The sequence below is a fragment of the Litorivivens sp. genome (genome assembly GCF_057445395.1).
In genome coordinates, this window is the sequence record NZ_JBVBUV010000049.1 from 1 (window position 1) to 22403 (window position 22403).

At 51.2% G+C, this 22403-nt stretch carries 20 protein-coding genes; 5 read left to right on the top strand and 15 right to left on the bottom strand.

The annotated features are described in order from the left end of the window. Positions 1-450: transposase (locus AC222A_RS13330; protein ID WP_486775097.1), on the top strand; the 450-nt coding region annotated here is incomplete at its 5' end. A gap of 19 nt (positions 451-469) precedes the next feature. Here AC222A_RS13330 and AC222A_RS13335 read toward each other — a convergent pair. The 3 genes from AC222A_RS13335 to AC222A_RS13345 all read right to left on the bottom strand — a co-directional run bounded on the left by AC222A_RS13335 (position 470) and on the right by AC222A_RS13345 (position 3285). Then, positions 470-1390 (bottom strand): TonB-dependent receptor plug domain-containing protein, encoded by a 921-nt coding sequence (locus AC222A_RS13335; protein ID WP_372747156.1) that lies wholly within the window; start codon positions 1388-1390, stop codon positions 470-472. 198 nt (positions 1391-1588) lie between these two features. Next, the gene (locus AC222A_RS13340) at positions 1589-2704 is read right to left on the bottom strand and encodes a FecR family protein (protein WP_372747157.1); all 1116 of its coding nucleotides are present in this window, start codon (positions 2702-2704) and stop codon (positions 1589-1591) included. Next, the gene (locus AC222A_RS13345) at positions 2701-3285 is read right to left on the bottom strand and encodes an RNA polymerase sigma factor (protein WP_372747158.1); all 585 of its coding nucleotides are present in this window, start codon (positions 3283-3285) and stop codon (positions 2701-2703) included. The genes AC222A_RS13340 and AC222A_RS13345 overlap by 4 nt, the downstream gene beginning before the upstream one ends. Positions 3286-3508: 223 nt before the next feature. Between AC222A_RS13345 and AC222A_RS13350 the strand changes: the two genes are divergently transcribed. After that, positions 3509-4747, top strand: a complete 1239-nt coding sequence (locus AC222A_RS13350; protein ID WP_486775098.1) for a LysR family transcriptional regulator — start codon at positions 3509-3511, stop codon at positions 4745-4747. Between the two features lie 30 nt (positions 4748-4777). Here AC222A_RS13350 and AC222A_RS13355 read toward each other — a convergent pair whose 3' ends face one another. From AC222A_RS13355 to AC222A_RS13400, 10 genes are all read right to left on the bottom strand, one after another. Continuing rightward, positions 4778-5218 carry a MarR family winged helix-turn-helix transcriptional regulator gene (locus AC222A_RS13355; RefSeq protein WP_372747160.1) on the bottom strand — a complete coding sequence of 147 codons (441 nt, stop codon included), beginning with the start codon at positions 5216-5218 and terminating at the stop codon, positions 4778-4780. Positions 5219-5360: 142 nt separating this feature from the next. Next, on the bottom strand, positions 5361-5987 hold the full coding sequence (locus AC222A_RS13360; protein WP_372747161.1) for a TetR/AcrR family transcriptional regulator: 627 nt from the start codon (positions 5985-5987) through the stop codon (positions 5361-5363). Positions 5988-5992: 5 nt separating this feature from the next. Then, positions 5993-6682: a TetR/AcrR family transcriptional regulator gene (locus AC222A_RS13365; protein WP_372747162.1), complete on the bottom strand. Its 690-nt coding sequence runs from the start codon at positions 6680-6682 to the stop codon at positions 5993-5995. A gap of 561 nt (positions 6683-7243) precedes the next feature. Next, positions 7244-8791 (bottom strand): IS66 family transposase, encoded by a 1548-nt coding sequence (tnpC, locus tag AC222A_RS13370; protein ID WP_372747163.1) that lies wholly within the window; start codon positions 8789-8791, stop codon positions 7244-7246. Positions 8792-8892: 101 nt separating this feature from the next. Next, positions 8893-9228, bottom strand: coding sequence for an IS66 family insertion sequence element accessory protein TnpB (tnpB, locus tag AC222A_RS13375; RefSeq protein WP_372747164.1), 336 nt, complete (start codon positions 9226-9228; stop codon positions 8893-8895). Beyond that, complete coding sequence (locus AC222A_RS13380; RefSeq protein WP_372747165.1) at positions 9225-9575, bottom strand: transposase; 351 nt, start codon at positions 9573-9575, stop codon at positions 9225-9227. The genes tnpB and AC222A_RS13380 overlap by 4 nt, the downstream gene beginning before the upstream one ends. A gap of 509 nt (positions 9576-10084) precedes the next feature. Next, positions 10085-10369, bottom strand: coding sequence for a DOPA 4,5-dioxygenase family protein (locus tag AC222A_RS13385; protein ID WP_372747166.1), 285 nt, complete (start codon positions 10367-10369; stop codon positions 10085-10087). 211 nt (positions 10370-10580) lie between these two features. Beyond that, positions 10581-11573: an ABC transporter substrate-binding protein gene (locus AC222A_RS13390; RefSeq protein ID WP_372747167.1), complete on the bottom strand. Its 993-nt coding sequence runs from the start codon at positions 11571-11573 to the stop codon at positions 10581-10583. A 123-nt stretch (positions 11574-11696) separates the two neighbouring features. Beyond that, entirely contained in the window at positions 11697-12869 is a 1173-nt protein-coding gene (locus AC222A_RS13395) for a Gfo/Idh/MocA family protein (protein WP_372747168.1), read from the bottom strand. Then, entirely contained in the window at positions 12866-13840 is a 975-nt protein-coding gene (locus AC222A_RS13400; RefSeq protein WP_372747169.1) for a PDR/VanB family oxidoreductase, read from the bottom strand. Before AC222A_RS13400 ends, AC222A_RS13395 begins: the two co-directional genes overlap by 4 nt. A 286-nt stretch (positions 13841-14126) precedes the next feature. On the opposite strand from AC222A_RS13400, the gene AC222A_RS13405 reads away from it, so the two are divergent. The 3 genes from AC222A_RS13405 to AC222A_RS13415 all read left to right on the top strand — a co-directional run bounded on the left by AC222A_RS13405 (position 14127) and on the right by AC222A_RS13415 (position 17443). Next, on the top strand, positions 14127-15410 hold the full coding sequence (locus AC222A_RS13405; RefSeq protein ID WP_372747170.1) for a Rieske 2Fe-2S domain-containing protein: 1284 nt from the start codon (positions 14127-14129) through the stop codon (positions 15408-15410). A gap of 132 nt (positions 15411-15542) precedes the next feature. Further along, positions 15543-16382, top strand: a complete 840-nt coding sequence (gene nadC / locus AC222A_RS13410; RefSeq protein WP_286855179.1) for a carboxylating nicotinate-nucleotide diphosphorylase — start codon at positions 15543-15545, stop codon at positions 16380-16382. A gap of 110 nt (positions 16383-16492) precedes the next feature. Further along, complete coding sequence (locus AC222A_RS13415) at positions 16493-17443, top strand: AEC family transporter (RefSeq protein ID WP_286855178.1); 951 nt, start codon at positions 16493-16495, stop codon at positions 17441-17443. A 590-nt stretch (positions 17444-18033) separates the two neighbouring features. Here AC222A_RS13415 and AC222A_RS13420 read toward each other — a convergent pair. Both AC222A_RS13420 and AC222A_RS13425 read right to left on the bottom strand, forming a co-directional pair. Further along, complete coding sequence (locus AC222A_RS13420; protein ID WP_286855177.1) at positions 18034-18942, bottom strand: LysR family transcriptional regulator; 909 nt, start codon at positions 18940-18942, stop codon at positions 18034-18036. A 355-nt stretch (positions 18943-19297) separates the two neighbouring features. After that, entirely contained in the window at positions 19298-22318 is a 3021-nt protein-coding gene (locus AC222A_RS13425) for a Tn3 family transposase (RefSeq protein WP_008250937.1), read from the bottom strand. Positions 22319-22403 lie beyond the last annotated feature (85 nt).

The following is a 22403-nucleotide window of genomic DNA, read 5'->3' on the forward strand; positions in this document are numbered from 1 at the left end:
ATTGTCCACATGGTGCGCAACTCGATGAAGTATGTGCCGTGGAAGGATTACAAAACTGTGACCGCTGACCTCAAGCGCATTTACCAGTCAGCCACCGAAGAAGAGGCCCTGCAGGCGTTGGAAGAGTTCGAGGCCTGCTGGGGTGAGAAATACCCGCATATTGGCCGTTCCTGGCGCAGTCACTGGCCGAACCTGAATACCCTGTTCCGCTACCCCGAGGACATCCGCAAGGCGATCTACACCACCAACGCCATCGAGTCCCTGAACAGCGTGATCCGGAAAGCCATCAAGAAACGGAAGCTGTTTCCGACTGATGATTCAGCGCGGAAGGTGGTCTATCTCGCGATCATGGACGCATCGAAAAAATGGACAATGCCTATCCGAAATTGGAAGGCTGCGCTGAACCGGTTTATGATCGAGTTCGAGGATCGCATCAGCGACTTCGTATAACCCCGGCGGTTACACAGAATCATTTACACCCTCCATTGAGGGCGAATTCAGCATCATAATAATCATCGGTGCCGATTTTAGTCTTGGCACGCCCATGAATCTCTTCGGGAACCGGACGCTTACTGACAAACTTTACCGCGCCCCCAATATTTGAGCCGCCGTATAGAATGCCCTGAGGCCCTTTTAGGACTTCTATACGATCAATATCACCTACCCGTGAACTAATACCCGAAAAGACCTGAACATCGTCGACATAGAATCCAACGCCCTGAGTGTTGCCGAAGGCACCTAGCCCGCGAATCGAAACATTGGGAAAGCCATCCGCCCGGACACTCATGAACATGTTCGGCACCAGATTGCCAACATCAGTCAAACCATCAATACCGTTTCTCTCCAAGCGCGAACTGCTAAATGCAGAGATCGACTCTGGAATCGACATAGCGCTTTCAGCCCGTTTCCTGGCCGTGACAACCACCTCCTCCAGCACTCTTGAATCGTAACTTGACCCTTCCTCTGTATCTTGCGCAGCAACATGATGACCACTGCCAACTAAAACCCCGACAATAGCGGATAGCAAACTTTTCTTGGTATTCATAGCCTTTTCCTTATTCACTGCTTTTGACTCATCTACTGAGATCATCAAAACGTTTTTATCAGAAAAGCTACCGACCAAGCCTGTGCCATCGAGCATGATGTCGAGCGCTTCAACTAGTGTGTAACGCCCTTTTACCGGGTTTGCCCTGATGTTTTCGGCGATTTTTGCGGGAAAAAGCAGCATCACATCCGCTATCTCAGACAATCTGGTTAACGACTCGGCACAGCTTTGCGCTGGCAAGTCCAGCTGATAACTCCCTGTTTCGCTCGCATGAGAGGAGAGACTCAATGCGGTCAGGGCCAGCAGATTTAATCCGAGCAACAGTGCTTTTACTATTTTTTTCAATGCACATCGACCAACAATAAGAAACAATCAATAGCTGGTTTACGGTAGCTCTGTACTAGCTATAACAACGAGAAACCGCATTCCCCCTACTGCGTATCAACATTTTAGGGCTTTAAAAACGGGCTTACTGTAAACACTCCATTACCCCAGTCACATGTATCAGCCACCAACCAGGAAACCGGCAAGCCAGTCTACGTTTTATTCAATGCCGTGGGACCTTGAACTGAGGTGAATATGCTTTTCGTTAACGCGCCGTACCTCGACACCGAACCCCACGACGAGAGCCTCAAGCAACGCATCCAGCCTGCCAACCCTGAAGCGCCCCCCCACCTCCAGGTCAGCCAGGGCCGAGTCTATGATTTCTATCCTAACATCCGTATAACGCCCCACCTCAGCAATGACGTCTTTTAGAGGTTCATTGTCGAAAACCAATAGCCCCTGGCTCCAGGCAAGCTGACGGGTTAATTCCTCCTCTGGCAGGTCCCTGACAGTGTATACCTGGGAATCAAAAGACGCGGCCTGCCCCTTTTCTAACGACACAAAGGTAGCCGCTTGCACCGGCACGGCGGGACTAACCGTTATAGCATCAGACTTTATATTTTCATTAGCCGCTTTCTCGACCGTTGGGGGCACAGGACTGAGCTTAGCGAGCTCCACCTTGCCCTCGTCGACAATCACTTTTATATCCTGGCGACTGAGTAATGAGACTGAAAAGGCCGTGCCTACAGCGCGCACCAGTCCGTAAGTGGTATATACATCAAACGGCCTTTGTTTGTTTTTTGCGACGTCGAAATGAGCTTGACCATCAACCAGGTCAATTCGTCTCTCCCTATCGGTATACCTCACTCTGAGCTTGGTGTCGGTATCCATACGTATTATGGTATTATCGGACAACACCACTGTTTTTTGCTCACCAACCAGGGTGTTGTATATGCCGTTGTCGTTTACCTGTTTGGGCGAGATTAGCCACGGCCACAAGGCCACTATTAGTCCCGCCAGGAGAATGAACACCGTAGCAGAAAAGCGATATTGAACCGGCGTTTTCAATAGGTATGAGAGATATTTTCGAAAAAAGGGCTTACTCCGAGAGCGCGTCGTTACGGAGACGGCCAGAATCGACAAGCTATTCGCATCGGACCAAAATTTTGTCGCCTTCTCCAGCTCTTCCCGATGCGCGGCACTTTGACTTGCCCATGAACGCAAGCGTTCTATATCTTCCTGTGAAGGGCCTGCCTCTTTGTTAAATATGATAACCCAATGCCGGGCCTCGGCCCGAATGGCGTCGCGGGAATTAATAGGAGTGACTTTTCTCATACACCTTTTCCCGGAATAGCTGGCTCGCTACTTCGAGCTTTATGTTCATTCTCCAAGTGCATTTCAACATAGCGTTGACAGCGGGAAAAAGCTTTCTCGAGATGGCTTTCAACAGTACTAACTGTTATTTCTAGCTCTTGGGCTATCTCCTTATAGCTTAGACCATAGACCTTGCACATCAAATAGATTTTGCGGCACTGGGCTGGCAGGGTGGCAACTGCCGCGCAGTGAACTTCAATCCTCTGCTGCGCCATGACTTCATCTTCCAATGTGTGACTATTTCCCAGGCTTTCAATACCCCCTTCTTCACCCAGATAATCGGTTGGCCGGATTGATTCCCTTTTTAAATGGTTTAGGGCAAGATGCTTTGCGGTGCGAAAAAGATAGGGCTTGGGCTGCGCTATCGGTTTACCCTTTTCCGCCGCATAAGCCCGATAAAACGCTTCCTGCAAAATATCGTCTACATCCTGGTGGCCACCTAAAATACGCGAAACAAAGCGCCTCAATGCTCCCGAATGTATTCTATAGGCGCGGGTAACCGGAGATTTATGAGGCGTTTTTAAACCTGTTATTTTGATCATAGAGTAAATTCTCGAAAATCCCAGACCATCAAAGAAGTGACTGCCAGATAGCCAAATACCGGTATCCTAAGAATCCGTCAGGCCGCCGGAACTCATGCGATGTCGATTACGAAAATATTCATCGCTTCTCCTCTTGCCTTAATGATTTTTTAAACTCATTATGAAGCAAGCCTTTGGCTCGGGGATGATCGAAAGCTGTACCTGGATATAAGTTTTTTCTATAATGAGCGACCTATTTGGCGATAATGCAAGTATGGCTCAAACAGGCTCCCCCACCCCTTTGCCCAACCTACGCCACCTTAACGCCGCGCTGGCTGTGTGGCGCCTGGGCAGCATCAGCCGCGCCACCGAGCAGGTACATTTGTCCCAGTCCGCCATCACTCAGGGGCTCGCAAAACTTGAGCACGACCTTGGCGTGACGCTTTTTACCCGTTCCGCAACGGGCTTGTACGCCACGGAGTCTGGTAGTGTATTTCTGCACCGGGCCGAGCGAGCGATAAACTGGCTCGAGGCCATCGACCAAGCTTCCGGATTACGCGCTAGTCGAGGCGCCCAACCGCTTTACCGTCGCTTGACCTCGACACAATTGAGAGCCTTGATCAGCGTCGTCGAGCAAGGTAGTTACTCCTTGGCAGCCAGCTTACTAAGGCTGACACAACCCACAGTCCACCGTGCAGTAAAGGAACTCGAATCCGCCTGTAAGCAGACGCTTTTCCGTCGCTCGCCGGCAGGTGTGGAACCCAGCTGGCAGGCCCGACAGATGGCCCGCTATGCAAGCCTGTTTTTTGCAGAGATTGAACAGGGACGGGAAGAAGTTGGCGAGCTACAAGGACTAAGGGCTGGACGCGTCCGGGTCGGCAGCCTCCCCCTGGCGCGAGCGCAACTGGTACCTCACGCTGTTACCCAGTTACTGCGGGAGTATCCCTCCGCCAGCGTAAGCATTATCGATGGCCCTTATGAAGAGCAGCTGTACAGCCTGCTCCATGGTCAATTGGACGTCATTGTTGGCGCTCTTCGCGAACCGACACCTAGTCCAGACATTGAACAAAAACTGCTGTTCCGCGACCCCCTTCACATCGTGGTACGCCCCGGCCATGCACTCACTAGCCGCCGCCCCCGCAATGCCGGGGAACTGAGAGCTCTCGATTGGATCGCCCCACGCCGCAATACCCCCGCTCGTGAAACGTTCAGCCGTTTTTTTGCCGATCAGGGTTTTGCTCCACCCGAGCACGTTATTGAATGTAGTTCGCTGGTGGCAATTAGGAGCCTGCTGCTAGAAAGCGATCGCGTTGCTTTGTTACCGGCGCGGCAAGTGGCGCTCGAAGTGCAAATGGGAATACTGGCAGTCAGCCCTAAGCCGTTGGCCGGAACGCATCGCAATATTGGCATAACGCTAAGAAAGCACTGGAAACCGACCCGCCTACAACGCCGTTTTCTTGAGCTACTGAAAAATAGCGGATAGAAATTCACAAGCGCAATGATATTTGGGCCTTTAAAAATCGACGTTCTGCAAGTTTTCGTTCACCTTGCGCAACACGGCAAGACACTTATCAAGATCCCGTTTTGAAATACCTTTAGTGGCAGTCTGGTTGATGTCCAACGCGATGGGTAGCAGCTCTTTTTCAAGCTTACGAGCCTTCGGGGTCAGATAAATACACATTTTTCGACGATCCATTTCATCACGCTCTCGTGTCACCAGGCCATCTTTTTCCATACCAAGGATCATCGCCACCGTGGTATTTTCCTTTACATTGATGGCATCGCCCAACTCCTTCTGGGTCAACCCCTCCTGCAGCCAAAGCACACGCAGATAGTACCAATAGCCAGACTTTAGTCCACAAGTAGCCAAGCGCGCCGACAGCAAACGATCAAACGCACGGTGAGTAATCCTTACTTGATACCCGAGACTTGTCTCGGGAGGAATCGATATCAAAGCATTTCTCCCATATCGTTTATACCTAATGTCACACGTTGCAAAAAAGTCGAATAATTATACAATCCACATGATTGAGCAAGTGGCTATAGACATGGAAACCGTACGATGGTGAGAGTTACTTACCGGCAACGGCTACTACTCAGGATTTTTCTCTAGCATTAATGTACCGCTTGTTAGCAAGCTCAAGTCCTAGAGAGATAACCTTTTCGTTCAGAGCATCCTCCCTTTGGACTAACCCGCGAACGGCAAGGCCTTTAACCATATTCCAGAGGAATAAGGTGATTTCCTCCGCAGCGTCCACGGCCACCCCAGTGCCAGCTAGCCGCTGCGCCCACGCCTCGACTACAGGGGGCTGAAAACCCTTAGCAAGCGCCTTCCGCACATCGGCCAACGGTTTTTCGTCCGCGGAGGCAATTAGAATATCCAACAACACTTTGTAAGAATCAGCTAAAAACCTCGATTGGGCATCTTCGACTATTGCAGATAACAAATTCGCTTCATCTGCCTCTTCAATCTTCTGCCGACTTGCTTCCTCTAGTCGGGTGACAATACGCGCATAGACAGCCGCTACTAATATTTCCTTGGTGGGGTAGTGATGCAACAGCCCGCCTCGTGAGACTCCTGAGACATCACACACATTAGCGGACCTCAGACCCGCATGCCCTACGTCCCGTAAAATATCATAGGTAGCATCTAGAATTTTATCTTTTGTCGAAGCGCTACGCCTCATTTGGTTATGCTTTAAGGCTCCATCAAGCGATTTCATGCTATTCAATTTTCAATTCCCACAGGGCTCGAACTATTGTCTTCGCATACCGTGAAGTCATTTCGTTCGTCATGGAGGTAATCGCTCAAGAGGCTAACCGTAAAATCCAATTCGCGACCGTGCCCGCCCCGACCGTTAGACTCAATTAAGTGCTCTACCACAAAGCCACGTTGCACACTCCATAGCAACACTAGTATTTCTTCGGCTTTTTTCTTGCTCACCCCAGACCGTATGAATCTATCCACCCACACTTCTTCGATAGGCCCCCGACTACGAGCGGCAATATCACGGACACCATCGACCAAGTGATCAGACCTACCAACGGATATCAGCATATTGAGACTAACTCGGTAGAGCTTGCTGGAAAAAAAGTCCCTGGCGTGCTGTGCGGAATGATCTATGAGATCACCATCAGCAGTATTCGCTGCATCAACTTCAGCCTGTCCAATTTCGCTTTCAAACAGCCTTTCGATGGCAGCTTCAATCAGCTCATTTTTTGTGGCGAAGTGGTGAGTTTGCCCTCCACGCGATACCTTGGCTTTCGCTGCGGCGTCGGCAATACGAAACTTAGAGAAACCCTTTTCTAGAAGGAGGTCGATTGTTGCCTTGAGAAGTTTGGCGGATGTTTCTGCACGACGCTCTTCTTGGGTTCGACGTCGCGTTTTAGGTGAGCCTTTTTTTAAATTTGAAGCCATTTTGCGCAGGGAAATTCTCTCGGGTTGGTATTAATTCCACCGAGTGCAGCAGAGTTGTAGCGCCCCACTACCACACTCAATATAACAGGCTCTAGTAGCGAGTGTACCCCACGCTGAGATGAAATGGCAAGGAGCAAGGACTCAATCAAAACCCGGCTAACGAGCGGTAACATATTGATCAGAAAAGGTTTTATAGCAATGATGCCGAGTTGTCAATCAAAAGAGAGCTTCCGCGACCAACTATGATGAACCGATGACATAACTGGACCGAAAAACCCGGAAGGGAAAGGCATTGAAAGCCCGCAGTTCTACAATCTTCTCATATGTGCGCCCTCTAAATAAGCGCCAGGGTCATGACTCAGCCAATCGTAACCGCCCGGTGATCCCCAGTTGATTAGTCGACGCTTAGTATGCTGACAGTACTCGAGTTTGCATAATTGAGCCGTAGGTCTATATTTGTTAGCAGGCACAGGACGTGCCCGTTGCAGGGAGGCACTCTCAGGGAGAGAGGACACTAAGGAAGGTGGGTATGGCCATGATGGCCGGCCTTCCTGCTATTTTTTATCCACTCACGGCCGACTGGACTGTCCAGTTGTGTGGCAGTAGCTCTGCGATCTTCGATGCTTTCTGCGTTGGCAGCCTTTCAATCACGCCTTTTAGGTAAGCTTGTGGCTCCAGGCCATTGATCTTAGCGGACTGGATCAAGGTCATGATATTTGCCGCCCGCTGACCACTGCGTAGCGAGCCCGCAAATAGCCAGTTTGAGCGACCGAGCGCCCAAGGCCGGAATTGGTTCTCTACCCAGTTGTTGTCGATGGGGACAGCGCCATCATCGAGATAACGGACTAAGGCCTCCCAGCGTTTTAAGCTGTAGTCGATGGCTCTGGCCGTGCCGCTGCCATCAGGCACCTGCTGTCGTCTGGCAATCAACCAGTGGTGTAATTGGTCGATGATGGGCTTTGATTTTTTCTGCCGCTGTTGTTGCCGTTCTTCCGGGGTCAGCTCAGCTAGGTCCCGCTCAATCCGATACAGGTCTTTAATATAGCCGAGCGCCTGCTCAGCTATCTGGCTCTTATTGGCGACATGCAGATCATGGAACTTGCGCCTTGCATGAGCCCAGCAGCCAAGCTCGGTAATACCATTGGCAAAGCCCTCTTTGTAACCACCATAGTCGTCACAGACCAGTTTACCTCGCCAATCCGCCAGGAAGTCTCTGGCCGCCTGACCTGCACGGCCGGGCTGGAAGTCATAGACCACACCCTGGATGGCGGAGTACCGCGTTGAGGCATAGGCCCAGACATAAGCCTTGTGGGTGCGCTTCTTCCCCGGCGCCAGCATCAACACCGGGGTTTCATCGGCATGCAGTACAGCTTCCTTGAGCAAGGTGTCTCGCAAAGCATCAATCAGGGGTTGCAGCTCCACACCACAACGGCCCACCCAGCCCGCGAGCGTGGAGCGCGGGATAACGACACCGGCCCGGGCAAACTGCTGTTCCTGCCGATGCAGTGGTAGGTGGTCAGCGTACTTGCTGATCAGTACCTGAGCCAGCAGGTTGGTGGTGGGGATGCCCTTATCGATGATGTGGGGCGCGACCGGTGCCTGTATCAGGCTATCGCAGTCGCGACAGCACCACTTGCCTCGGATATGACGTTCGACACTGAAGGTGCCGGGCTGATAATCCAGCTTCTCACTGATATCTTCACCGATCCGGGTCAGGGCGCAGCCACAGGAACAGCTTGTGTTCTCCGGCTCATGGTAAATATCGGTGCGGGGTAAATCCTTGGGCAGGGGCTGACGCTTGGCCCGTTTGCGCTCACGCTGTTCAGTGGCCTTCGGAGAGAGGGTTTCCAACTCCGCTTCAATGGCGGCGATGTCTTCATCCACCAGTGCATCCAGCAAGGCCAGCTGCTGTTTATCCATCCCCTCACTGCGCTTGCCGAAGCGGTGACGGCGCAGCTGGGCCAACTCGTGAGTGAGTTTGTCGTTGTGGGTTTCCAGCTTCTGGATAGACGCATCACGCTGTGCAACCGTACCTCGCAACTGCAGCACCATCTCTCGAAGCTGGTCGGGAGTCAGGTTCTGAAGGTCGGCAGGTTGAGGCTGAGTCATGCCCCGACTTTGCCAGAACATGGCGCGGCCTGCGATGACGATTCTGCAAATGGACTGGGAGTGGGAAATATGCTGCGCCAGAGCAGCATAATAAACAAGATTTACAACACCGAGATGGTGGCTGCGCCACCGGCTCGCTGCCAGGGCAAGCCGGTGACCAAGGCTTGGAACTGCTCCTCATCCAATACGACAGCGCTCCCTTCGCGCAGGCTGCTCCAGATAAACTTGCCGCGATGCAGACGTCGGGCCGCCAGCCACAGACCGAAGCCGTCATGAACTAGTACCTTCATCCGGTTAGCACGCTTGTTGGCAAACAGATAGGCGCAGTGAGGACGGGCCTCGCCAAAGCGTTGAACCACACGCGCCAGCGTCGTATCTGGCCCAGCGCGCATATCCAGGGGTTCCCGTGCCAACCAGATCTCGTCAATGCGGATCATGATTCGCGAAGCCAATCGGCCAGCGCGTTTAACTGATCCATTGGCCAGTGAATGACAACTGGGCCGTGGGCGCAGGTCAGTTCCAGCTTGAGCACTTGTGGGGACGTTGAGACAACGGGTCTTGGTAACGCCACTTTAACAAAATCGCTCTTCTCGGATGAGTGCATCGTCTCTGTAGCACGGCGCCATTTGTGGATCAGATTGGCATTGATATTAAACCGTTGCGCCACTGCCGCGATGGAGGCGTCTGGCTCAGCACAAGCGGCCAGCACCTGCTGCTTAAATTCCAGAGAGTGTCGGCGACGTTGCCGCTTAACCGGTGGCGGGAGTAATCCTTGAGTATCCATATTAGGTGTCCACTTAAAAATAGGTGGACACCATCATCTTGATCCCAAGGCGGCAGCGAAAGGTGTGTTCACCGGATGGTTACTATTGATCACTTTCCTCAAGAGTCCTTGCAGAGACTTTTGTCACTTTGGGAACGAAGCGCTCTGACTCAAACGTGCCGGCAACCGTCGACGGGCGACCGACCTATGCTGCCGGGTTTTATAGAATTGGGAGAGCCGGGTAAAGAGGCAGGCAATTTGGGAGTTACATAAGGACGCCCAGGCCACGTTCAGGCGCTCGTCGCTGTCATTTTTTAACCAGGTAGAAGAGTTGTGTCACTCTTACGCCGGACTTGAGCCGCTGGCAAGGAAAAATACCCCTCTGTAAACTAATTCCTTGAGCTGAGCTCGACTAGAAGGCACCAACCTAGCCCCGCCATCTGTCTGAAAAAAACATCGAGGTTCAGCGACACCTCTTCACCCAACCAATAAGCATAATCGTTGTGATCTTTCGTCACATCGCCACTTAGTCAGTGTACTAACACCGTCAGCCCTCGACGGTGCTCGTCCAGCCATAACAAATACGTTTCAAAATCCTTAGCCTCAAAACTGACCTGATAACTCCAACAGGGGTGCGGACCAACCATTTTTTCGTGTAATCGGCCTACCGGCAAGGCAAAGAGTGCGGCAGTTCGCTCGCCAAGCCACTTTGCAATACCTCGGTTGTTTTCGTCGAAGTAAATATGCGCATGATAGGCTAGGTGTATATTTACCAGTTTTTTACGTCTTTCATCCCGTATTTTTATCAATTGCAATTCAACTAGTCCTAGGACTCGACCGGCGAGGGCATCGAAATTGGCCTGTAAACGCCCAGTGACGAAATCGAGGTGAAACCCCGAGCCTCGGCGCCATTTCTGGTGAGCTAATATGCACTGCGGGAACGGCTCTCATTGGCTATGCAGAAATGCTCGTGTCAGATATCCCTCCCCAAGGCAATGCCCCTTGAAGGGGATGTTTTAACGGTAATTAAATACTGTAGCCTTCCATAGTTGCAGGCCAGAACAGTTCCTCCGGCTTCACCCGTCGCTCAGACAAACCCTGTCGGTAGTGATGATCTAGGAAGGTGTCTAATGTCTCTAGGTTATTCTTGTAACCGTAAGAGAAGTAATCATCGCCTAGCAGTTTTTTGGCATCTTCTATCTGCTCTTCCACAAACGGCAATGTCACCTTGGTAGCTGACGTATCAGACAAGGCCGTCAACGCCGCCGCCTTGGAGTGATCAAAGGCCTTCAGCAAAGCCATTGGCAACCAGTTATGCTGCTCCACCAGCGAACGGCGTACACCCACAACGTGCATGATTGGAAAGATACCGGTCTTTTGGTAGTAATTCATTCCCGCCGTTCTAGAGTCGGCAAACAGGCGCACCACATTGGGATGGCCGTTATCGAAACATGAAAGGGTCCGGGGACCAATGAAGCCGTCAATTTCACCTTCTTCCAAAAGCGAATTTAGCGTCCGCCCTGCAGGTGCGGGCTGCATAACTACTCCCTCAGGCAGGGTCAACTTAACTTTTTCGGGGCGATCTGCCACTTCCATGCCGCCGCGGACCCATGTGATGTCTGAGGGCGATACGCCATATTCGTCTTCCAAAAGGGCACGCGCCCACACATTGGCGGTCAGCTGGTATTCGGCCACACCGATCTTCTTGCCCTTCAGGTCTGCCGGGCTGTTGATGCCCTTGTCGTTGCGGATGTAAATGCAGCTATGACGGAAGGCACGGGATAAAAACGCCGGAATGGCAATGTATTCATTCGTGCCCCGGCTAACGCTCAGGGTGTAGCTGCTGAACGACAGCTCGCAGATATCAAACTCCCGGTGACGAAAGGCGCGGAAGAAGATCTCTTCCGGCGACAGTTTCATAAACACCGGATTCACGCCGTCGATCTGAACGTCACCATCGATCAGAGCACGGTTACGGTCGTAGTTGCCAATGGCAACAGAGAGGGACAGGTTTGACATAGGTTTCTCCATGGGATCACCCGGTTACAAGGTGATGTCTGTTAGTTCAAATCGGGGGACAGGGTATCCCCTCCATTATTTTGCCAATAGATGTTTTCCCAACGCGTACTTACCGGCGTGCAATTACCAAGGCGGGGTAATGTCCACCCGCTGCCGAAGCAGAAACGATTCGTAAATCCCTTCGCAGAGGGCCACATTAATATAGCCCCGCCTCGCACTGTGCACCGGCGGAACACCGTGACGTACCACGGCGTAGAGCTCGGCGACCACCCCCTCCCTGGGTGAACCAGTCAGCGGCATCGGGAGAAATTCGTGGCCATCATCGCTGTAAATGTGTATGCCTTTCGCAGTCGGCCGCAGGTCGGCTTTCTCGCAGCTAATCACAATCTTGCCGAAGTGCTCGTGAAATACCGGACAGGCACCGCTACTGCTGCCGTCGCCAAAACCGCGATTCTTTTTGGCTTCCACTTCATCTTCCACCTGCAGCAGGCGCTGTCGGGCCGCAGCATACACCTCGGGTGTTTTGGCCACACCTAGCTCGCCTACCCAGTCGAGCTCCGAATCAGTGTCATAATGAGCGTAACCGCTATAGGTCATTGAACCAATACAACCATTTTCAAATTCCAGCAGCGCACTGTAGGCACCGTCACAGGGCCGCCGGGCATCCAGGTTGCCCACACAACCATACACGCTGGTTGGCCGCGCCCCTGCCAGGGTCTGCAGAATATCGGCATGGTGGGCTCCCTGGTTGAACACCACGCCGCCGCCGTGGGCAGCGTCCAGTTCCTCCGGGCGACGCGGACGAAACACGAAGTCCGTGTAGTAAGTGGCGTGAATCATCCCCACCGGCCCGTATCGGCCACTGGCAATCAGCTTGCCGGCCTCGACTATAGGCTTATCGAAGCTGTGGCTGGGGCCGACGATCACCTGTTTGCCATACTTGGCCACCGCCTCGACAATCGCCGCCGCATCGCTGGTGCGGATCGTCATCGGTTTTTCAACCAGAACATGTTTACCAGCGGCCAAGGCCTCAATTACATTGTCGCGGTGCATTTCATGAGGGGTGGCAATGTAGACCGCCTCGATGTCGGGATCGGCGTTCAACTCCTCTGTGGTGCCAACAGCTTGATATCCGAACTGCTGTTCAAACGCCTGTTGCTTCGCTTGACTGCCGGTGGCCGCCCCGGCCAGCTCAACCCGGTCGTCATCAAGAAGCGCCGGCAATGTCAGCATAAAGCCGCGGCCCAGCCCTACCACACCGAGCTTGACAGGTTTGATCGGCGCCGCCTCACTCATAAATCAACACCAGCATCCTGAATATCGATCGTGACTTCGTCGCCCTCGGCCCGCGACACACAGGCCATCATATGGGTTTTCATTTCACTTTCTTCCAGTACTAAGTCCCTGTGATCGACCAAGCCTTCCACAACGGTTACCTTGCAGGAACCGCAGGTTCCGCTTTCACACGAACTGTGAATTTTAATGCCCTGCTTCCTAAGCGCATCCAGCATGGTCTCGGACTCACTAACCTCAACCACTGTATCAGCTCCCGCTACCCGGACCCGAAAAGGCTTGTCATCCTTGCGTACGGCCTCAACCGGTTTGAAATCCTCGAAGTGCAGGCGGGACTGAGGCCAGTGGCCGGTCATATCCTTGATTTCGGTCATCAGTGACTTGGGGCCACAACAATAAATATGCTGCGCTGTCGGCTTTTCCAGAAGGTCCCAAAAATCGTAACGCTTTCCCGCCTCAGCACTGTGGTGGATTAGCACGTGATCTTTGTATTTATCCTGTGAGAGCTCTTCAAGAAACGGCGCATCGGCCGGAGACCGACTCAAGTACACCAGCTTGAAATGAGGGTGATTCATTTTCACCAAATGCTTCCACATCGCATAAATGGGGGTGATACCAATCCCCCCAGCGATCATTAGATACCCCGGCGCATCCACAAATTCAAACTCGCACTCTGGTTCGCTGATCCGCAGCAATGACCCTTCTTCGGCGTGATCCAGCATGCTGATCGAACCGCCCCGCCCTTCGTCCTCTCGCTTAACAGCGATGTAATAGGAGCGATTATCCTCCGACACCTCACAGACGGAGTACCAGCGATTAGCACCCGATGGTGTTTCAACCGCAATGTGGGAGCCCAGTTCACACGGTGGCAATACACCACCATCGGCTGAACATAGTTCAAAGAGCACTATATTGGTCGCAACTTCGCTCTTTTTCTTTATAACAACATCTAAACTGGGCTCTTTTGCACTCATATCACACGCAACCTACCAACACTAACGACAAACCAAACATATTCGCATAGAAGCAATTTTCTATAAAATATTATTCTATATAGAAGTTAATTGCAACAATGGGGCCACCGCCAAACATAGCCCACTCCTGACATCTCTTAACTAGCGCCTGTTCAAGACCAGCTTCTTCCGGTTTCCAAGCCATCAAAATTAAAACTATTGAATATACATCTTTATAGAAGTATATTGGCAAGTATAACAACCCCCAAAGCCAGATGCACACGCTTGTCGAAAACAAGGAGGCGAAATGCTTACACCTGCCGAGAACGATTTATTATGTAGAGTCGAGGGCGATGCCCCGATGGGCCAAATCATGCGCCATTACTGGATGCCCGCCTGTCTATCTGAAGAAATCGCAGAAGCCGATAGCAAGCCCATTCAAGTAAAGCTACTGGGCGAAAGCTTCGTCGCCTTTCGCGACAGCAACGGCGATGTCGGTGTAATGGACGAGCTTTGTCCTCACCGCCGCGCCTCATTGGTACTCGGTCGCAACGAAGAATGCGGTCTGCGCTGTCTTTATCACGGCTGGAAGATGGACCGCCACGGCAATGTCGTAGACATGCCTTCCGAGCCGCCGGAAAGTCCACTGAGAGAAAAGGTCAAACACCGCTCTCTGCCGGTCAAAGAATGGGCAGGCATGGTTTGGGTCTTCCTTGGCGACGCGGAAAACGTACCCGAGTTTATCCCACCAGCCTGGGCCCCCACAGCCGATACTAAAGTCAGCATAGCCAAGATCGTCATCCCCTGTAACTGGGCACAGATCCTGGAAGGCGCTATCGACAGCTCCCACAGCTCCAGCCTCCACTCCAGTGACATGGTTCCCTCCCGTGTGGTTCAAGCCGAGGCCGATGACAACGCCTGGTACCGGCCCTCGACGGACAAAAACCCGACTATGCGCTGCAAGTCCACAGACTATGGCTTTCACTACGCGGCCATCAGACGGCCTATCAAAAAGGCGGACACCCATAGCTATGTGCGGACTTCGGTCTTCGTGTCCCCGATGACGGTATTGATTCCACCCAATGCGTCATACAATGTCGCGAACGTCAATGTGCCGATGGACGACACCCACACCGCGTTCCACTTCATTGGGTGGGGAGAAAAAGCCATGGATGAGGACAAATGGCGCGCCTTCCTGGGGGCCGTGCCCGGCGAGCACCTGGATGAAAACTGGGTGTCAAAGCGCAACCAGAGTAATTGGTTCCTCCAAAATCGGGAGGAAATGAAAGAAGGCAGCTTTACCGGCATCACCGGTATTCCTAACCAAGACATGGCCATGTGGGTCACCATGGGGCCCATCGCCAACCGCTCCGAGGATACCTTGGGCGCAGGCGATGCCGCAGTTGTCGAATTCCGCCGCTATATGATGGCCCAGCTGGGAAAATTCCAGGAAGAAGGTAAGGATTTCGAAAAATCCGTCTATCGTAATGGGCCTGACGAGATTATTCCCTCCTGGCAGGGTATCATCCCCAAAGAAGCCGACTGGTCCGATCCTCAAGAGCGCGAGAACAAAAAGCTCCAGCAATGGTAAGGGCCTGGCCGCAGGAATATTTCCCGATTCGCGGGGTTATCCTCTGCTAGTATTGAGTTCACCAAATTCCACCCAGCGCTTATGCTCCGGCTCTTCATGGGCCGGCTTTTTTTAATGAGGCAAAGCCAGCTCATGATTAACCCCGACGTTCTTAATGCAGCCATAAAGCAAAATGTAGACGCCGCGCTCGCCGAAGATATTGGCACTGGCGATATCTCCGCCAAGCTTATTCCTCAGGCCACCGTCGCTCGCTCAAAAATTTACTCACGCCAGGTAGCGACATTTTGCGGTACTCCCTGGGTCAACGAAGTCTTCCGTCGATTGGATCCCACTGTAAAAATCACCTGGCAAGTCGAGGAAGGACAACAAGTATCCAAAGACCAATGTCTTGTTGAGCTAGAAGGGAATGCTAGGGCATTGCTGAGTGGTGAACGCACTGCTCTCAACTTCTTGCAGACCCTCTCTGGCGTTGCCACCGTTTGCAGACACTATGCCGGACTGGTGTCATCAACAGATGTGAAACTACTCGACACTCGAAAGACCCTCCCCGGTCTACGTATCGCTGAGAAATATGCGGTGACCGCCGGGGGCTGCTTCAACCACCGTATTGGCTTGTATGACGCCTTTCTGATCAAGGAAAATCATATCAACGCCTGCGGCTCAATCGCAGCCACCGTCAAGGCTGCCAGAGAACTGGAGCCAGGTAAACCGGTAGAAGTTGAGGTTGAAAACATGGATGAGTTTGAACAGGCTTTGAAAGCCAAGGCCGACATTATCATGCTGGATAACTTCACCGTTGACGATATCCGCACTGCAGTAGAAAGAACTAAAAAGCAGGCCAAGATAGAGGCCTCCGGAGGGATTAACGTCCAGACCCTGCTGCCAATCGCGCAGGCCGGTGTTGATTACATTTCCATAGGTGCTCTTACAAAGGATTGCAAAGCTGTTGATCTGTCCATGCGCTTTGTTTAGCGCGAGGCCGCATAGGCGCAAACACTGAGCCAAAGCAGCAATACGATGTTGTGACGTCGTCCGGGTAATTCGGGCGCCCCCCCTGACCACTGCGGTTAATCCCAGCCTAGATGCCCAATTTCCTTGCCACTCTGAATTTTAGCCTGTCGGTGACCTTTCCCATCTTTGTGGTTATGGCGCTCGGATTCTGGCTGCGACGATGTCAATTAATTAATGACAATTTTATTGATATCAGTTCCAAGCTCACTTTCAACATAACCCTACCCGCACTGCTTTTTATTAGCGTTACCAAAACTCAGGCAGATTCGTCGAGCAATTTAAAGTTGATACTGTTCGGCCTGGGGGTCACCCTGATCGTATTTTTACTATTAGAGTACCTGTCTAAGATATTGATTCAGGAAAAAGTCAACCGGGGCGTCGTTGTACAAGGCGGATTTCGGGCCAACATGGGCATTGTTGGCCTAGCCTACTGCATCAACGCATTTGGCGACCAGGGATTGAAAGCCAGTTCGCTATATATGGCACTGCTGACCATACAATTTAACATTCTCGCCGTGATCACTTTAAATCGTTCGTTACAGAAGAGTGCCAGCTGTGCTTCCAATCTCAAACAAATAGCGAAAAATCCTATTATTATAGGCGTGCTGCTGGCGCTGCCGTTCGCGATTTTCTCCATCCCGCTGCCCGGTCTCGCCCTCCACACTGGCGAGTATCTCGCTCAGATGACATTGCCACTGGCACTGCTGTGTATTGGCGCCAGCTTGGATCTGAAAGCACTGCGACTCGATAAGCACAATGCCCTGCTCAGCTCGGCAGCAAAACTACTGCTTGTACCGTCGCTGTTTCTTAGCATGGCATTGGCATGTGGCTTTCGCGGAATTGAACTCGGTGTCATCGTACTCATGGCCTCCTCCCCCACCGCCGCTGCAAGTTACATGATGACCAAAGCGATGGGCGGCAATGCCCCACTGGCGGCCAATATCATTGTGTTGACCACCCTAGGCTCGCTCATAACATCGAGCCTCACCCTATTTGTACTGCGAAACTTTGCCCTTATTTGAGGCACTTCTGATTAATTGGGTGGTGCCTTAGTCACGCAAGTGAGAGTGAAGACTATCAGTCAAAGCATGCGGCCCGACCCGATAATATCTATGAACATCAGTAATTTATGACGATTGGTATTGCATCAGGGAGTGGCCTTGTCACCGGGCGCACTGAATCTCGTCGGATAAAAAATTGTAACCAATGGGGTGGACTCCTCCGGCAATTTGGCGTCACTGTACCAGAATGAGATTGTTAGCCAGCCATTCAAAAGATGAGTAGAATTCCATCCCATTGCTTACAGGGATTCAGGCTTTCTTATTTATCCCAAACTGTGGGACAGTAGTGGCCCGAGATAGCTTTGCTTGATGAGGTGTCGGCCCATTGGGATAAATGGGCATACCCGGGCGTTTAAGATTTAATTAGTGTATTTTATATGGAGATCGGGTCGTGCACCATATAATATGTACAAAGCTAACTATCAAGATGGGAAATTCTCGTTTGCGGCTCTCGATTGATGTGTGGGGGATTTCAGAATTTCTTTGCCACCTATAGGCCTGCAAAGGTTTGTATTTCCAAATTGAGATTTTGCAATGCAGCGACTCTAAGACTATCTCAGGTTGATGTTTGAAAGCTCCTCTTTTAGGAATTGCGTGAAGGCTTGTATCTTAGGGGTGTTGTGAGCGTCCCTGTGTGTTGTTAGCCAAAGGTTGTTCGTCCAGTCTTCAGGTGATTCAAACAACGGGATCAAATCTTTGCGGCTATTGTCTATCCAGCGTTCAATAGGGGCAATGCCCATTCCTGCAGTTACAGCGGCTAGCATACTGCTGTAATCTGAGGTTCGATAACAGATTTGGCCTTCGGGTATGGCTTTGTGAAGCCAGTCTATAAACCTTATGTTTTCATAATTTTTTAGCGTGGATATAAAGCGGTGGCCGACAATATCGCATACATTTTTCATTCGACCATACTTTTCAATATAGCTAGCTGACGCATAAAGTGTAGCAGGTAGTTGAATCAAATTTTGTACGATGTAGTCGGGCTCAGTTGGCTTTGCTCCATACCTTAGGCTAATGTGTGCCTCGCCGTATTCTAGTTTCGCAATCTGAGTATTGCTGCCATAGTTTAGATGTATATTCGGATACTTTTGCTGAAATTTTCCAAAGAACGGTGTTATATGCATCGATACACTATTAACGGATGTGATGATAATAGAACCGGCCAGTTCTTCGCCGGAGCTCATAAGCTGTCCGATTAGGCGATTGAAGTTGTCCTGGCTTCGATTCGCTGTTGCTAGCAATAGCTTTCCAGCTTCTGTGGGGGTGTAGCCTCGCGGGTGACGATAAAATAAACGGGAATTCAATCGCTGTTCCAGTGCATTAATGCGCCGAAGTACAGTCGAATGATGTACATCCAGTACTGCCGCAGCGGCAGAAAGCGTGCCAGTACGAGCTACTTGGTAGGCGAAATAGATGTCACTCCAATCGATGGCAGTGGCATTTCTTTGTTGTGCACTCATGCACAGAAGGTTTGCATGAGACGCATTTATTTTCAAGGGCAAGTTTATTAATGTGCGCTTAGGGGTAAGATTGACATGACAGATAAAGACAGGACAACCTGTATGCAAAATGGGCCTCTAAGAGGGATAAGAGAGTTATAAATCGTTATTTTGTGTAATAAGAAACAATAAAACGAGGAATCGTTATGATGTTCGGATCTAGTTCACCCTTTAAGGGCAATTTTTTGTCACGTTGTATAGCCATTGCTTCTGTCGGCGTAGTAGCGCCTTCAGCATATTGGGGTACTAGGGATTTTCCGTCCAAAAACGACAAGAATCGCTGAAAGCCCCGCCATCCGAGGCCTCCCAGGGGGTATTACTTTTCCCGAACCGGTAAATATCCCTCGATTGTGCGCATCAGTTCCTCCAGATCCGGTAGTTTTTCACTCATTTCGAAGGTATAGATACCCTTCAAGTTGATGTTATACCAAGCCACTGGAGAAGCCTGTTTGACAATCTGTATTCGCTTATCGTCATTCTGATATTCGAAGCTCGTCAGCAGCTGGCTGAGTATGCTGGAATTGAAGTAAATAATGGCGTTGGTGACCAAGCGCGCGCATTCGTTCCATAGTTGGATTTCTTCATCAGAGCTGCCCCGGAACTGATCCCCATTGACGTTGCTGATTGCTCGACGCAGCTGGTGGTAAGCTTCCCCCCGATTAAGGGCTCGCTGAACGTAGTTACGCAGGCTGGCATCATCGATGTAGTTCAACAAGTAATTCGCTTTTACCAAGCGGTTGTACTCCGTTAGGGCCTCCAGCAAGGGATGGTTTTTCTTGTACCCGGAGAGTTTACGAACCAGCGTGGCCTGTGTCGTTTTTCGCTCCTTGAGTGACACTGCGATCCGTTGGATGGTGTCCCAGTGCTGCATGATACGTTTGGTATTGATGGCTTTTTTCAGGCGTAGCTGAATTCTCTGATCTTTGTCTTCTTTTACATCAAACATCTCGTTGATGACGCGACTAACCTGCGCGTAACGCGGTGCAAAGCTGTATCCAAACAAGTCTAGCAGAGCGAAGTTGACGTGATTAACTCCGTGGGTATCCGTAGAGAGCACGTCCGGAATGATTTCCGAGCTGTTATTCATCAGCAAGTCAAAGATGTAATGGGATTCGTGTTCATTCGCTCCGATCACCCTGGCGTTAATAGCGGCATGGTTAGCGATTAAGCTCATGGCCGAGACGCCTTTCTGAGTTCCAAAGTACTTCGATGAATAGCGGGTTTTGAAGGTCTCTCGCCGGGCCTCAAACTTTTGACCATCGGCACTGGCGTGGATAATATCCTCTTGGATATTGTAATGCTTGAAGATTGGAAGCATGGCCGTCGCATTGTTGATGTTGTCGTTGGCAGCATTCAGGGTTTCCAGTCGCAGGTAATTCGCTTGGATGGTACTGAGCTGATCATAAGTGCGATCGGAGATTTGAGCCATGCCGTAGATGCCTTGGTTCGTTGCATTCCCCACCAGAATCGCCAGAAGGTCATATTCGTGGGCTCGGTTCTTGGACTGAGCGCCCAGCACATGTTCAAAGCACTCAATGAAGCCGGTATCACGGTCCACCATGCGCAGCACATCGGCAACGCCCGTCGTCGGTATCTGCTGGAAGAAGGGGTTGTTGACCAAGTACTTTTTACTCCCCGTCGGCAACCGCCATAGGCGCTTACCCTTCGGATTACGTAGGATAATGTTCCGGTTGTCATCCTGTTCCAGGTAGTCACTGACCTCATACAAACGGATCTCCAGATCATTGGCTGTTCGCTCGATCAGCTTACTCGGTTCAGCGGTCAACTTTGGTAGCTGAGTTTGCTCCAGCAAATTGTGCTTTTCTCTTCGCCAGCGTTCTCGACTCACCAGATCTGCATCCAAGGCCCGGTATTTAATGACATCAGGCAAGGTCAGCTGGCCATTCAACCGATCGGGGATCTGTAGATACAGGTACCATTCGTAGCGATCTGGGTTAAACGTCCCACCCTCGTCCTGCAAGAACGGTAATTGTTTCTTGGAGGGCAACCGGGCGTCTATCGTTGCATTTGAGATGACCCCTTGTGCTGCAAGATCAAGCCGAGCGTGATTCAGTGCTGCTGCCAGGCGTTGGGCGCCTGCGCTGGCTTCATAGCGTAGGCAAAGAAACAGCTGCCGAAGCAACCCTTCCCTTAAGCTATCTCTCTGGTCATAGTATTGCCACATAGCTTCCTCAACGGAACGCTTTTGTTCATTCAGGAACAGGTAGACAGACTTCAGATCTTTCTCCGCAAGCAGCTTCAGCGCTTTCTGTCTTACCGCCCCAAACGGTTGCTGTTGATCGATGCTATCATCAATGAACAGATGTAGAACTTCCGCAGCCTTGCTGACATTTTTAGCGGCTTTTTGCCAATCTTGATAAACTACTTCCTGCGCATAAGCCTTCGATTTATTCTTGGCCTGTCGGACATGATGAACAAAACCATCGGCTATGCGTTCCAACGCCTGCTGCCAGCGGAACTGCAAATAGCACAGGAGATAAAGCCTCTGATTTCCCACAGACTGCCGCTTCAGTTTAGCCCCATAGTAATCGACCCGTTCTGCAAAGTGCTGCTGATTTTTCTGGGACAACGATAGCGTACTCAATATGGCATTCACTTGCGACATCCAGTGCTGGATGTGGCGATGTACGGTCAGCTCCTTCTCCAGCTCAGTTCCTGTGAAGTTACGGGCAGATTGACGTAACTGTCGCAACGTTAGCGATCCGTCTACGTTTACGAGGGCAGCCAATGCGTCTTTTAGCTCCTGAGGCAGTTCGAGATCTACGTGGGTAATCAGCCGATCTTGCTCCTGACCAACAACCTGGCTGATGATCTTTTGCAGGGTGCTGTAGGCAGGGATCGCAATTTTCTGCCCTGATAAATACTCAATCGCTGCGTCGAAGAGGTGCCTCGGAGCAGACCAGGCTTTGGCCTGCTGCGTTAGGTGGGCTACCAAAGCAGATCCATGGGCTTTAAAACTCCAGCGCTGGTATTCGCAGAGTTCGAATATCCGCTTGTAAATCCTCTCGTTTTCTTTCTGCGAGAGATTGAACGGTCTGAAGCCGGGTCCTGGCAGTACCGTTTCGTGGACGTGCTTTAGATCATGTTTTATCTGATGAAATCCAGGATTCAGCACTACAGGTTTAGCCTTAAAATAACCCAGCAGCACAATAAACATGTAGCGCTGCCCACGATTTCGGAATTTATTAGCGACAGCCAGTTCCTTGTCGTTCAGAGCGAAAATGAAGCGTTGATCGTTGGACGTGAAAATTGGGGGCCCATAAAAATCGTCTTGTTCTGCATCGGACAAGATTTGAACACGTTCTTCATATGCCATACGTTTAGCCTAAAAAGGCCAAATCTTAACCAAAATTGGTGTAAATATGGACTTCAGAAAAAGCAATCCCCTCTTGGAGGCCCCG

Coding starts and splice junctions, on each gene's coding strand:
- AC222A_RS13425 (WP_008250937.1), bottom strand. CDS start 22,318: ATGGCATATGAAGAACGTGTTCAAATCTTGTCCGATGCAGAACAAGAC.
- AC222A_RS13395 (WP_372747168.1), bottom strand. CDS start 12,869: ATGAGTGAGGCGGCGCCGATCAAACCTGTCAAGCTCGGTGTGGTAGGG.
- nadC (WP_286855179.1), top strand. CDS start 15,543: ATGATTAACCCCGACGTTCTTAATGCAGCCATAAAGCAAAATGTAGAC.
- AC222A_RS13360 (WP_372747161.1), bottom strand. CDS start 5,987: ATGAAATCGCTTGATGGAGCCTTAAAGCATAACCAAATGAGGCGTAGC.
- AC222A_RS13380 (WP_372747165.1), bottom strand. CDS start 9,575: ATGGATACTCAAGGATTACTCCCGCCACCGGTTAAGCGGCAACGTCGC.
- AC222A_RS13420 (WP_286855177.1), bottom strand. CDS start 18,942: ATGAGTGCACAACAAAGAAATGCCACTGCCATCGATTGGAGTGACATC.
- AC222A_RS13365 (WP_372747162.1), bottom strand. CDS start 6,682: ATGGCTTCAAATTTAAAAAAAGGCTCACCTAAAACGCGACGTCGAACC.
- tnpC (WP_372747163.1), bottom strand. CDS start 8,791: ATGACTCAGCCTCAACCTGCCGACCTTCAGAACCTGACTCCCGACCAG.
- AC222A_RS13345 (WP_372747158.1), bottom strand. CDS start 3,285: ATGATCAAAATAACAGGTTTAAAAACGCCTCATAAATCTCCGGTTACC.
- tnpB (WP_372747164.1), bottom strand. CDS start 9,228: ATGATCCGCATTGACGAGATCTGGTTGGCACGGGAACCCCTGGATATG.
- AC222A_RS13415 (WP_286855178.1), top strand. CDS start 16,493: ATGCCCAATTTCCTTGCCACTCTGAATTTTAGCCTGTCGGTGACCTTT.
- AC222A_RS13405 (WP_372747170.1), top strand. CDS start 14,127: ATGCTTACACCTGCCGAGAACGATTTATTATGTAGAGTCGAGGGCGAT.
- AC222A_RS13390 (WP_372747167.1), bottom strand. CDS start 11,573: ATGTCAAACCTGTCCCTCTCTGTTGCCATTGGCAACTACGACCGTAAC.
- AC222A_RS13350 (WP_486775098.1), top strand. CDS start 3,509: ATGAGCGACCTATTTGGCGATAATGCAAGTATGGCTCAAACAGGCTCC.
- AC222A_RS13340 (WP_372747157.1), bottom strand. CDS start 2,704: ATGAGAAAAGTCACTCCTATTAATTCCCGCGACGCCATTCGGGCCGAG.
- AC222A_RS13400 (WP_372747169.1), bottom strand. CDS start 13,840: ATGAGTGCAAAAGAGCCCAGTTTAGATGTTGTTATAAAGAAAAAGAGC.